Consider the following 12627-nt stretch of genomic DNA (forward strand, 5'->3'; position numbering starts at 1 on the left):
AGGTAGGTAGGTGGAGGTGTAAAATGAGGAGAAATATTGCTAATGTAAATAAAAAATAAGAGGATTAAAATAACATATAATAGGGAAGATTCTCCTTATTTAACACAAGATATATGCAATAATATGTAATTTAATAATAATATTGTCATAATATAATGAATAAATTGTCGAACGCCAGAAATATACGGATAATCACCCAAAATATTGTTGTAAATGGTAGAAAAAGAGTTTAATATGAAATTGTTAGCAAATCTGACAATCAAATATGGGGGTTAATAAAGATGAAAAAAGTAACATTTGCTTTGGCAGCAGCATTAACATTTGGGGGAATTGGTACTGTAGCAACTACAGCATCAGCAGAATCAAACGGATTAGATAAAGACTGTTCAGATTTCTCATCATATGATGAAGTAGTAAACTACTGGAATTCAAAAGGTTATTCTGCAACAAATGATCCTGAACGTTTAGATGGATGGGGTAACAAAGTAGACGATGGAATTCCTTGTGAAGCGCCAGATGGCTACGACACTTCTAAGATTAATGGTATTGGTAAGAAAGAAGAAGCAACAAAAGAAGAAACTACTACTAATGATTCAACAAAAGAAGAGTCAACTACTGAAGAGCAACCTGCAAAAGAAGAAACTGCTACTGACGATTCAACAAAAGAAGAGTCAACTACAGATGAATCTACAAAAGAAACAACTGTTACTAAAGAAGACAACTCTTCTTCAGAAAAAGCTGAAACTTCTGATAAAAAAGAAGGCGAAGAGCTTCCTGAAACAGCAAGCAACAATCCACTTGGTGTAGCTGCTGGTGTAGCTGTTGCGGCTGCGGGTGCGGTGCTATTTACTCGTCGCAAAAATTCAAAAGCATAATATAATAGATATATTAAATATAAGGGGCGGGATTATTCCTGTCTCTTTTCTATAGAGGTGGTTATGTGAGAGTTTTTGGCATAGTTTTGTTTGTTATAGGAATTTCGTTGGCCGGTTACTCCTTCTTTGAATGGAATATAGGAAGGTCATCGTCAGAAGCTTTAACACAAAAGGAAATTAAGCATTATGAAACTAAAGAAAAAGAAGATGTAAATCAGCAAAACACTGACAAAAATAAAGTAGATCTAAATAAAGATGTAAATTTAGAGCAGATTGATACAAAATCGCCGGAGAAAATGGAAGACTATAATTACAATAAGGGTCAAAAGGTAGCCAACTTAGTTATTCCTAAGCTTGAGTTAAAATACTCAGTGTATTGGGGAACAGATGCTGATACGTTAAAAAGAGGTGTAGGAATGTTCGTTAGTGATTTAACTACTGCACCAAGCGGAAAAGGGCATACGGTTTTAAGTGGCCATCGGGACACTGTATTTACAAGGTTAGGTGAACTTAAAACAGGGGATAAACTTCTTGTTGAGTTCGATAACACGCTTTACAAATACCAAATTAAAAAGATTTGGATTACACATAAAGAAGATCGAAGGGTTATTGTTTCTAAGGATAGACCTACTTTAACACTAACGACTTGCTATCCATTTAGTATGATAGGGAAAGCGCCTGATCGTTACATAATTCAGGCTGAAATGATAGACGAATAAAAGCGACGTATCAACTAACGGTATGTCGCTTTTTATATTGTCTAAATGTTTTTTCCACTATTAAAAATGTGCTTGATATAATTATTTTTTCTCCTAAAAATAATATAATCATCTCGGAATTTAACGAAAGGAGAGATACTATGTCAAATACATTAGTAGTGCTTAAGGGTTTACCAGGAGCGGGTAAAACACATTTCCTTAAAACCAAAGGTCTTGACGTGTACTCCATTTCACCTGATCAAGTAAGAAATTTAATTGCAGCTCCTTTGCAAGTAGAAAATGGAGAGTACAAAATTAACCATTACTTTGAAAAACAAGTAAGAAAACTAGTAATAGAGTTAGTGGAAAACAGATTGCAAAGAGGCGAACTAACAATTATTGATGCGACTCACTCAAAGTTAACTTACTGGAATGAGTATCGGCAATTAGCGGGAAAATATAAAGCAAAACTATATTGCTTAGATTTTTCGCATATTAATATTGAAACTGCAAAGAAACAGAATGTTTTACGTGAAGAATATAAACAAGTTGACGATTTAATTATAGAGAAAATAAACACTCAGTTAGAAAAATGGGATCTTCCAGAGGATATTGAAGTAATTAAACCGGACGAATGGGATAGTAAATTTAAATGGAAATTAATTAATTTATCTCACTATAAGAGAATCCATCACTTTGGCGACATCCACGGATGTTACGAACCTCTACAAGAGTATTTGAAAGATGGTTTAAAAGATGATGAACTGTATATTTTCGTCGGTGATTATGTAGATCGTGGAGTTCAAAATGCAAAAGTGTTGAACTATTTGTTTTCTATTATGAATTTGCAAAATGTAGTTTTTTTGGAGGGGAATCACGAGTCCCACTTAATTAACTGGGCAAATAACTTACAAGCTAGATCTAAGGAGTTTGAGCGCCATACAAAGACCGAATTAGAAAAGGAATCTCTTAGTAGAAAAACCACTCGTCACTTCTGCAGAAAACTAAAAAAGGCGGTTTATTACCAGTACGATAATAAGGAAGTTCTGGTTACTCACGGAGGAATTTCTAGAATACCTGATAACCTATTGACGCTTTCAACTGAACAAATGGTTAGAGGTGTAGGGAATTACAGTACAAATATAGATGAGCTGTTCACTAAAAACAACCCTAGCCATACATATCAAGTACACGGGCATCGCAATACGTTTGAATTTCCCATTAAAGCCGCTGAGAGATCGTTTAACCTTGAAGGTGGAATTGAAAGAGGAGGCCATTTACGTGTGGTGGTACTTGATAAACAGGGTTTCCATCCTATTAAAGTAAGAAATGCTACTGTATCAGCAAGATATGAAAAAGTAGAAGAGAAAATTTTTGAGAACGATACATTGTTAGAAGGGTTAAAAGGAAATAGGTACATAAAAGAGTTACCTCAACAACACTACCAAAACATTTCATCTTTTAATTTTAAAGAGAAAGTCTTTAAAAAGGGATTATGGGATAAGCAAACTACAAAGGCAAGAGGATTGTTTATAAATACAGAGTCTACGGAAATTGTTAGCCGTAGTTATAACAAGTTTTTTAACCTTAACGAAAGAGAAGAAACTACAATTGAAAAACTAAAAGAAGCGCTGGTGTTTCCAGTTAGCTTATATGTAAAGGAGAATGGATTCTTAGGTATAATGGGATATGACAGTTATTACAAAAATATTATATATTCCACTAAAAATTACATTCAAAGTCAACACGCGGATTTATTTAGAGAAAATTTCTTCAAAAGAGTCTCATTGGAAAAAGAAGAGGCAATAATGAGAGCTCTGCGTGATGAAAATTTAAGCTTAGTATTTGAAGTAGTTGATCCTATAAATGACCCTCACATAATTGAGTATAAAAACTCCAAATTAGTTCTTTTAGATGCTATCTTTCGTGAAGAAGAGTTTAGAAAGTTAACATATGAGCAACTAGCTAAATTGGGAAATGAGCTAGGAATGGAAATAAAAGAGAAAGCTTTTACTTTCAACACTTGGGAAGAGCTTGAAGAATGGCACAAAAAAGCGGAAAAAGACTTTCTAAACCAGTTAGAAGGATATGTTATAGAAGACAGAAAAGGCTTTATGACTAAGATTAAGTTGCCTTATTATCGTTTCTGGAAATGGATGAGAAGCGAAGTAGATAAAATAGATAAGGGTCTAGAACCAAGCAAGGAAGCAATGGATAACAGTAGAGGGAAAGCATTCTTAAATTGGTATAAGGGGTTAAAAATCAACAAAATAAATTCGGATATAATCACACTAAGAAATGGATTTTACAATGATAGAATTTAAGATGTTTCCTACCAATAAATAAAAAGAACTTGCTCTTACAAGAGCAAGTTCTTTTTTCGTAATTATATGGTAAAAATAATCTAATAATGTAAAAAAAGTAGTACAATAGATTAATAGATAAAAGGAGAGAGGGTTATGATTGAACTATTATTGTTATACAAGTGGTGGATTATAGGTATTTGTGAAGCTACAGCTTGGATTGCAACATATTTTATGTTTCGTGCAAAAATCGTTTTGAAATCTAACACTAAGTTTAGACTATTTGGTGCTATTGCTGGAATCACAGGATATGGACCTCATTTCGGTTTAGGAATCTATAATTATTTTGAAACGAAAAAAATTGACTTATTCCTAATAGTAATAGCAGTTATTTTAGTAATTGGAGTTATATTTTGGAGTCAAATTGAAGGGTTAATAGAAGCCTTAGTTAACAAAATGCACAATAAGAAGCTCAAAAAAAATCTTTATCTAAAAAAGAAATAAAGAAAAAACATAAATAAAAAATACATAAGAATTAAGGTGTTAAGTATGTTTAGCAAAGTAGATAGTATAGATGAAAATAAGATGTATTTAGAAGTATTTGGGGATGCGTGGGAGTTTAATGACACAGATTATGAGAATGACCGAACAGACAGATATATTATGTTTACAGAAGATGGTGAAGTATTTGGTGCGTTTGCCTATACTCTATACGATCAAGGGATAGGAAGCACTATTGAAAACTTATATAGTTTTAAAGAAAATGTAAAAGAAATAAATAATGAAGATAAAATAACCATTGAAATTACTGCTTTCGCAGTAAAAAAGAAATTTCAGAGCCCTAAATATTTTATGCAAAGCTTCTTTTATATGACGCAGGAGCTTATAAATTTAAAAGCTAATTATTGTATTGGTCTAACAGAACCTAAGTTATCAAGCCTGTTAAAAAGAGTTTATAAGAAAAATTTAAGTGTGCTTAAAAAGCAGATTATAGCAAAAGAGGATGGTACAGAGTGGGTTTCTATGATATTAAATTTAGAGCCGGTCTTTACGAATATAAATGAATATCCAATATTAAGGTATGGAGCTTTTAATGTTGTACCCCTTACATAAAAAAACAAAAACTTACCTGGATTTTAAATAAGGTAATTTTTCTTAATTATACATATTAATTTAATTAGTGATTTAGAATTTTAAACCGAATTTCTATAGCATTGCCTAGAAGGTCTTTAAGTTTAAAAATGATAATTAATAATTGGGAATTCTCAAAGCGTTTAGGCCTTCAATATACTTGCAATGCCCAGATGTATCTGGTAAATTTGAATAGAATTATTTTTGTTCGGCAAGAAGTGATAAGCTAACACCTTTCGTCTTTAAGATTGAGCAAGAATAGTAATATAATGTGTGTAAAGCGCACGAGGAGGCAACAACTATGGAACAAGGTAAAGTAAAATGGTTTAACGCAGAAAAAGGTTTTGGATTTATCGAACGCGAAAATGGCGATGATGTATTCGTACATTTCTCAGCTATTCAAAGCGAAGGATTCAAATCTTTAGACGAAGGTCAAGCTGTTACATTTGAAGTAGAGCAAGGTCAACGTGGCCCTCAAGCTACTAACGTTCAAAAAGCATAATAGCATTAATTACATAAAAAAAGCAGACTCTAACGGAGTCTGCTTTTTTTGCTTGTAAAGAAATTAAAAAACCCCGCTTATAAGTAAGCAGGGGGTATTAAAGCAAAGATAACTACAAGTAAAGAAAATGGTAACCCAAGTATACCATAAGAAGTTACTAGCCGCTAATTCCATATTTGATTACTCTATTTTTTGAGTATAAGGGTTGGTGTATCTCTACTGGCGAGATAAGAGAGAGTTGTATGTGACGCTTTATTGACTTTTCTGTTATCCAGTATATTATTCTGTTTCACTTGGTAAACTTTTTTTATTATTTTTCCTATATGTAAGAATTTGGTATATAAAGTAACAGGAAAATACATTAATGAAAAGAGGAAATTAAAAATGACAAACAGAATGGAATTACACAGAGCAGCAAGAGAAAAGGGATTAATTGGATTATCTAAAAAGGTTGAAAAGGGTGTTGCAACAGGTGCTTTAGCGGTTGTTATTAGTGCAGCAGCTACAACTGGAGCATTTGCAGCTGAAACTCAACCAAATCAGGTTAATTCGACTACTAACGCAGTATATGAGGTAAAAGCAGGAGATACGTTCTACCATATTGCGGTTACACACAATATGAATCAAGCGCAATTGAAAGCTCTAAACCCTCAAGTTACAGATATGGCCAAACTTAAGATAGGACAAAAAATTAATTTAAGTAAGGTTAGCGTACAAGAAAGTTCTTCTCAAACAACTGTGAAACAAAGTGCTAGCAAATCTACAGCCTCTACAACAGAAACTTATACTGTCAAGCAAGGAGATAATATGTATCGAATTGCTATTAATCACGGTATCAGCTTAAAACATTTACAGCTTTTAAATCCCCAAGTAACAGGTAACAACATTATGGTGGGACAAGTTTTAAAAGTAAGTGGAACTCCTTTTGCTGTTAAACCTGTTGAAAAACCTCAACAAAAAGTTGTTCAAACTGAACAATATAGAGAAGTTGAGTGTGAAGTAATTGGTGTTAATGATGAAAATAGTTTATATGTTTATGTAGATGGAGAACGCTGGGTATTCTATGCTGGCGGTGATCCTGAAATTCAAAAAGAAATAGCTTCGTATAAAGAAGGGGATTTCTTAGATATTAGATTCTTTATGACGGAACATAATCAATTCCAGATTAAAGATATTGTATACAAAGGTAACCGACAAGTAGATCGCACAGTAGATTTTGATGGTGCGTTTGTAAGTATCGATTCTAATTCTAAAAGAGTATCTGTTAAAAATAGCAATGGAAATGTAGTTTCTTATAAAATTTCTAATTATTTAGCAAGTGAAAATTTATATTTCAAAGCAGGGTCTAATGTTCGTTTAGTAGGTGAAAAAACTACAAACGGGGATATTGTTATTGAAAATATTTCTTTGTAAATCCAAAAAGAAGTTAAGAATTTATTCTTAACTTCTTTTTTATTTTTATGGCGTTATTAATTAACAAACACTCCTATTTTATTTGTACTTTTTTACCACATTGAAGATTTAGTAAGTATAAAAAGTGTAAAGAAAATTAATGGAGGTCATTATAATGCATATGACAAGAAGTGAATGGAAAAGAAAGCAAGTAGTTTTAAACAGAAAAAATTTTATAAAGAAACACGGTAAGGGAATAGCTTTGGGAACAGCGACTGTACTTGTGGTCGCAAGCGTAGGATATTCTTCAGCTTTACCCAAGGACAAACCTGCTGCTGCTCAAAACGAAATTGAAATTTCTAGTAATTACAATGAAATACCAGAAAGCGTTAAGGACGCTTTTGTTGAGCAAGAAAACACTACGGAAGGACAAGGTTCGGTTTGCACTAATGAACTGGCTAAAGTGATTTCTAAAGGTAGTGGAGTGCTTTCAAAGATAGAACAAGCTAAAAAAGACGTTATAGAAGAAAAGAGTGTAAAGTCAAATTTACCTTCTTCAAATTCTATTGCATTCAGCAAACAAATAATGCCTGAAAAACATTTGTTGGTAAATAGCGAAAAAACGTCATTTACAACAAATACTAGCCGTATGACTACATCTGTGAAAGTAGGAAATACAATTCTATCAAATAATTTAAGTAGTTCTGTAAGTACTAGTAAACAAGCAAAAGTTGCATCAAAAACATCTAAGAAGGAAGAGGAGTTATTAAAAATGAATTCAGATTACAATGCTAATGAAGTGACAAATGAACTTAAAACAATGGAAGGCGCAAAAGATATTGAAGCTTCCAAAGTACAAGATGAAAATCTTAATAAAAAGGAAACAGTAGCTGTAAGTGAAGACACTTTAGAAACTGCAGGAACTTTTACGGGACGTTTTGGTGACAACACAATTATTCTTGATATGGATGGAGAAGAAGGTTCTTTTTATACAAATGAAAGTAGTATGAAAGATAAATTGAAAAATTATAATGTCGGTTCATATTTAGATGTCCGTTATTCTAAGGATACCAATAATTACAACCGAATTAATGATGTTTTTCTAATTCATAATGGTGCTACAAACAATTCAAGAGAATTTGAAGCTTTGTATATGGGGAAACATCAAAATGTTGTTTCTTTAAAAGAAGCCAACTCTCAACCTAAAGAATATGAAATGTCTAATTACTTTGCAAAAGAGAATAAAAACTTTATACCAGGTTCACAGGTTTGGGTTGTAGGAGCTAATGACAACAAAGGTTTCAAGGTTGAAAACATTGTTGCCTTAGAAAATCCAAAACCTAAAACAATGTTACTTACATCTAGACCGGCAACAGCTGAAAAGAGAGAAGTAAAACCTTCTGTTAAGACAACTGAAGTTCAAATCTCTAAACCAGATGTTATTAAAGAAAATAAAAGTGAGGTTCAACCGACGGTTAACCCTAAGCAAGAAGAAGTTGTTCAAAACACTGTAGATGTTAAGACAGATATAACTGCTACGGTAGATCAACAGTCAAATAACAATGCTAATTCTGCGGTGGAAACAACTGAGGTAACACCGGTTTCTACAAATGAGGAAGCACCAGTAGAGCTTTCAGTAACTTCAGAGCAAACAGTTAATGCTGTGGAAAAAGAAGAAAAGGCTGAAACTACTAATTCTTCAGAAGAAAAAACAGCTAATAGTTCAGCTGATCAATTAGAAGAAGAAGTAACTACTGATTCTTCAGAAGAAGTTGCAGCTAATAACTTAGTTGTGCAACCAGAAGAAGAAAAAACAAATTAAACGTAAAAGTCGAGATAATTAATAATCTCGACTTTTTTCTATCTTTAAAACAATTATTTTTGTTAGGAGGTTTTACTTTTTAAGCAGTTAACTAAAACAATAATGATTCAAAGCAATTTAATAGTGGTTATTTTTAAGGGTGGTGTTAATTTTTATAATGAGTGATCAAATTTATAAACTTAGCAAAAGAATACGTAAAATTGAAGAAGAGCTAATTGAATTAAAAAGAGAATTAAGGAAAACAAAAATTAAAGGCGAGACTGTAGATGCTAGTAATAAGGAACAAATATTAGATGATATAGTTAAATATCAACGTTCTCCTAATCAAAAAGATAGAAAAGGTTTAGAACAAATAGCGGGAGAATGGCTTCCAAGAGTTTTTATATTTGTATTCATATTAGGGGTAATTTGGGCATTTATGGCCGCTAGTGAGAGGGGTTGGATAAATCCAGCTATTAGGGTAGCTATAGGATTTGTATTATCCGGTATTTTGTACTGGATCGGGAAGCGACAATATAGTAAAACCAAAAATAATTTAAGTATTGTGCTTATGGGCGGAGGAATAGTGCTTTACATTGTCTCGGTATTTGCGGGTAATGTACTATATGATCTAATACCGTATGTCTTTACAATGTTTCTACTAGCATTAGGGATTGCTGGTGGCGTGTGGGTGTCTAGAAAATACAAATCTCAAAGCTTATTAGCTATTGTAGGGATAGGAGCGTACTTTTATCCGTTCTTATTTGCCGGAAAACATAGCAACGAAAATGTATTTTACATTTATCAAATGCTTGTATTCGTTGGTTTAGCATTTGAGGCCTTAAAAAGAAAGTTTGTCGCCGTTTGGAATATAGCTGTGTACTCGTTATTATTTACAATACTATTATTCCTAACTATAGGTGATGGTGAACTAAGTATATTAACTTTGCTAGTAATTCTAATACAACAAATCTTTATTATTAGTTGTACCTTTAGAGCGGGTAGTTTATTAACAAAAGGAGTTTATATATCTGCTATTACAGCGGGAGCATTCTCTATTTTCTTGGTAGGTAATTGTTTATATGAATCGCATAGTTTAGCTATGTACATATTCTTATTATTAATGACGGTTATTTATCTACTTTTAAGTACTATAAAAAGGAATGTACACATTGAACTTAAAAATATTTTCTTTGTCTTTTCAATGTTTTATCTCTCGCTTTTTGTTATTGAGTTGGTTAGTAAAGGATCTGTAATAGCAATTATATTAACGTTACAAGCATCTGTGATGTATTATGTTTCTCAGAAGAGAAAAAGCTTAATAGGTACTATTGGAAGCTTCTTAATTCTGTTTTCTATTATTTTAAGTTTACTTATTGTCCATTCAGAGCATTTATCTTTAGAATTAATCATTGCTTGGATACTAAGCATTAGTTTTTTCTTAGTAATATACGCAAGGAAAGAAAAATCAGTAATGCTACCTAAACAATTAATTAATGCTGTATTTCCTTATATAGCTTCATTACTGTTATTAGTGTTTTTAAGTAAATGCTCAGGGTATATAACTATTAGTAAAAGCTACGTGATTACTAATACAGGATTATCAGTTTCTTGGATAGTCTTTGTGGCATTAATGTATGGAGCATATACTTACTTTAAAGACGGTGTTTGGAAATCTATAGGGCTTGTACTATTAATTGTGACATTAGCAAAAGCCATTTTAATAGATTTAGCTATCTTTGATATAGCGTGGAGAGCAATGTTATTTATTATTCTCGGTATAGTTGGGCTGCTTATTTCAAAAGTTTTCTACAATAAAAAAGGCAAATAGGTTATTACCTGTTTGTCTTTTTCTATAAATATTGTTAAGTTTAAAATATAGCCTTTGTCCAAAAACATCCATATATGTTATAAATAGTTTAAAAGGGGATGGAGTAATGGAAAACAAAAACAGGTCTGATAAACACTCTGGCAAGAAGAAGATTAAAAATGTTGTTAAGGTAAACTTTAATAGAGAAAAGAACGTAGACGCCACTGGAGCAAGGAGACTAAAGACAATAAAAAATGATACTGATATTGTTCCCGGAAAGGTTAACAAACTATATAGTCTAATTAAACGTGACAAAAACTTGCCAACAATCAAAACAGATAAGCAATTTGCCGCTTTCATAAAAGACATTTGCAAGGGAAAGAAGATAACAGAAAATATAGCTGAAGTAGTTGGAACTATGACAAGCTTTAACAGTTTTGCTCAATCATATCTTAAAACAATAGAAACAGCAGTTAGCACTAGTAGTAAGGTGGACATTGAAACAATACAAAGCTATAAAGAAATAAGCAAAGGACTGCTAAAGCATTTAACTGAAAATGCAGAAGTTATAACTGTTGAAGAGAGAGTGGCCATTACTCAACAATTAGCGGAAATAACAAATAACATAGCAGCAGTAAATGCAAAGAATAAGAAAACTACAGAAATAGCTTTAAAAGTTGTTGAAAAAGCATTGTTAGTTGCAGGCGCAGCATTGCTACTTTTTATCCAAAATCAAATGAGTAATGATAAAGATAATAATACAATTGATATGGACGATCATAACTAAAAAAGAAGCTAAGATATTTACATCTTAGCTTCTTTTTTTACTTTTCTTTGCGTGAGAAATCATTTTGTACATATCAGCGAAAGTTTTTTCGTGACCTGCCTCTTTCGGGAAGTAAAATTGTGTTCCTATTAACTCATTTGGGAGGTACTGCTGCTCAACCCAAGCCCCTATTCTCGATGCTTGAAAGTCGTGAGCGTACTTATATCCTTTTACATTAAGTCTGCTAGCTCCGGCGTAATGGTTATCTTTAAGGTGATTAGGAGGTTCATACGAGTGTCCTTCCTTAATAAGTGCTATAGCGGCGTCTAAAGCTTTATATGAAGCATTAGTCTTAGGAGATAGACATAATTCTATAACGGCTTTGGCGAGCGGTATACGCGCTTCAGGAAGACCCACTCTTTCTGATATTTGCACGGCAGTCAAAACGTGAGTAGAAACATTAACATTACCAAGGCTTATATCCTCATCAGAAATTACGAGTAATCTTCTGTGAATACTAGGTAAATCTCCGCTTTCTAATAACAGAGCTAGATAATACAAGCTTGCATCTACATCACTCCCACGGACGGATTTTTGTAGTGATGAGAGCAAATTATATTTAGTTGACTCGCCGTTGTAGGATAAATGTTTTTTCTCCGTAAACCTTTCAACCATTTCTGTTGTTAGAATTAGCCTATCATCGTTTAAGTTAGAAATAACGACAGCTTCCAATGTGTTTAAAGCGAATCGCATATCTCCTGTAGTTGTTTCGGCTAGAAACATCAGAACATCTTCTGAGTATTCTAAGTCATAGATTCCTAAACCGTTCGTTTTATCTGCCAAGGCTCTTTTTAACCCAATAACAACCTCAGAATTAGATAACGGTTTTAGTTCAAACACGAAGCATCTGCTTAATATGGCGCTAGGAAGAGAGTGGAAAACGCTGTTTGTGGTAGAACCAATTATGACTATATCACCTGCTTCCATAGCTGGAAGGAGTGCTTCAAGAGTAGATTTTGTAAAGCGATGGATCTCGTCAATGAATAGCAAAATAGATGAATCACTACTAACAGCTTCTTTTATTATGGCATCTAAATCTTTTTTAGTTGCTGTGACAGCATTAAGACTTCTAAAAGGTATATCTATATCTCTGGCAATGGATTGGGCTATTGTAGTTTTCCCAATTCCCGGAGGTCCAAATAACAAAAGAGAAGTAAGTTGTTTGTTTTCTACCATTTTGCGTATTGGTTTATTTGGTCCAAGCAAATGAGCCTGTCCAATTACATCATCAATTTTTGAAGGACGCATTCTATAAGCAAGAGGTCTAATTTTAGTCAATGTAATCACTC

At 32.8% G+C, this 12627-nt stretch carries 11 protein-coding genes; 10 read left to right on the forward strand and 1 reads right to left on the reverse strand.

Annotated elements, in window-relative coordinates; translation table 11 throughout:
- Positions 1–281: 281 nt before the first annotated feature.
- The 10 genes from WKH56_RS07275 to WKH56_RS07320 all read left to right on the forward strand — a co-directional run bounded on the left by WKH56_RS07275 (position 282) and on the right by WKH56_RS07320 (position 11299).
- Entirely contained in the window at positions 282–875 is a 594-nt protein-coding gene (locus WKH56_RS07275; protein WP_316910458.1) for an LPXTG cell wall anchor domain-containing protein, read from the forward strand.
- Between the two features lie 65 nt (positions 876–940).
- Positions 941–1594, forward strand: a complete 654-nt coding sequence (locus WKH56_RS07280; protein ID WP_342835087.1) for a class D sortase — start codon at positions 941–943, stop codon at positions 1592–1594.
- A 140-nt stretch (positions 1595–1734) separates the two neighbouring features.
- Positions 1735–3897, forward strand: coding sequence for an RNA ligase (locus tag WKH56_RS07285; protein ID WP_342835088.1), 2163 nt, complete (start codon positions 1735–1737; stop codon positions 3895–3897).
- A gap of 135 nt (positions 3898–4032) precedes the next feature.
- A complete protein-coding gene (locus WKH56_RS07290; protein ID WP_342835089.1) occupies positions 4033–4380 on the forward strand; it encodes a hypothetical protein in 348 nt (115 codons plus the stop codon).
- A 45-nt stretch (positions 4381–4425) separates the two neighbouring features.
- A complete protein-coding gene (locus WKH56_RS07295) occupies positions 4426–4989 on the forward strand; it encodes an N-acyl amino acid synthase FeeM domain-containing protein (RefSeq protein ID WP_342835090.1) in 564 nt (187 codons plus the stop codon).
- A gap of 319 nt (positions 4990–5308) precedes the next feature.
- Entirely contained in the window at positions 5309–5509 is a 201-nt protein-coding gene (locus tag WKH56_RS07300) for a cold-shock protein (protein ID WP_025908891.1), read from the forward strand.
- 384 nt (positions 5510–5893) lie between these two features.
- Positions 5894–6922 (forward strand): LysM peptidoglycan-binding domain-containing protein, encoded by a 1029-nt coding sequence (locus WKH56_RS07305; protein WP_342835091.1) that lies wholly within the window; start codon positions 5894–5896, stop codon positions 6920–6922.
- Between the two features lie 154 nt (positions 6923–7076).
- Positions 7077–8723 carry a hypothetical protein gene (locus WKH56_RS07310; protein WP_342835092.1) on the forward strand — a complete coding sequence of 549 codons (1647 nt, stop codon included), beginning with the start codon at positions 7077–7079 and terminating at the stop codon, positions 8721–8723.
- 157 nt (positions 8724–8880) lie between these two features.
- Positions 8881–10533 carry a DUF2339 domain-containing protein gene (locus WKH56_RS07315; protein ID WP_342835093.1) on the forward strand — a complete coding sequence of 551 codons (1653 nt, stop codon included), beginning with the start codon at positions 8881–8883 and terminating at the stop codon, positions 10531–10533.
- 106 nt (positions 10534–10639) lie between these two features.
- On the forward strand, positions 10640–11299 hold the full coding sequence (locus WKH56_RS07320; protein ID WP_342835094.1) for a hypothetical protein: 660 nt from the start codon (positions 10640–10642) through the stop codon (positions 11297–11299).
- 24 nt (positions 11300–11323) lie between these two features.
- On the opposite strand, the gene WKH56_RS07325 is transcribed toward WKH56_RS07320, so the two are convergent.
- On the reverse strand, positions 11324–12616 hold the full coding sequence (locus WKH56_RS07325) for a replication-associated recombination protein A (protein ID WP_342835095.1): 1293 nt from the start codon (positions 12614–12616) through the stop codon (positions 11324–11326).
- Positions 12617–12627 lie beyond the last annotated feature (11 nt).

The organism is Priestia sp. SB1, from assembly GCF_038898415.1.

Bases quoted from the DNA above. Each gene is read 5' to 3' on its own strand.
- WKH56_RS07275 (WP_316910458.1), top strand. From the start codon at position 282: ATGAAAAAAGTAACATTTGCTTTGGCAGCAGCATTAACATTTGGGGGA.
- WKH56_RS07285 (WP_342835088.1), top strand. From the start codon at position 1,735: ATGTCAAATACATTAGTAGTGCTTAAGGGTTTACCAGGAGCGGGTAAA.
- WKH56_RS07290 (WP_342835089.1), top strand. From the start codon at position 4,033: ATGATTGAACTATTATTGTTATACAAGTGGTGGATTATAGGTATTTGT.
- WKH56_RS07295 (WP_342835090.1), top strand. From the start codon at position 4,426: ATGTTTAGCAAAGTAGATAGTATAGATGAAAATAAGATGTATTTAGAA.
- WKH56_RS07300 (WP_025908891.1), top strand. From the start codon at position 5,309: ATGGAACAAGGTAAAGTAAAATGGTTTAACGCAGAAAAAGGTTTTGGA.
- WKH56_RS07305 (WP_342835091.1), top strand. From the start codon at position 5,894: ATGACAAACAGAATGGAATTACACAGAGCAGCAAGAGAAAAGGGATTA.
- WKH56_RS07310 (WP_342835092.1), top strand. From the start codon at position 7,077: ATGCATATGACAAGAAGTGAATGGAAAAGAAAGCAAGTAGTTTTAAAC.
- WKH56_RS07315 (WP_342835093.1), top strand. From the start codon at position 8,881: ATGAGTGATCAAATTTATAAACTTAGCAAAAGAATACGTAAAATTGAA.
- WKH56_RS07320 (WP_342835094.1), top strand. From the start codon at position 10,640: ATGGAAAACAAAAACAGGTCTGATAAACACTCTGGCAAGAAGAAGATT.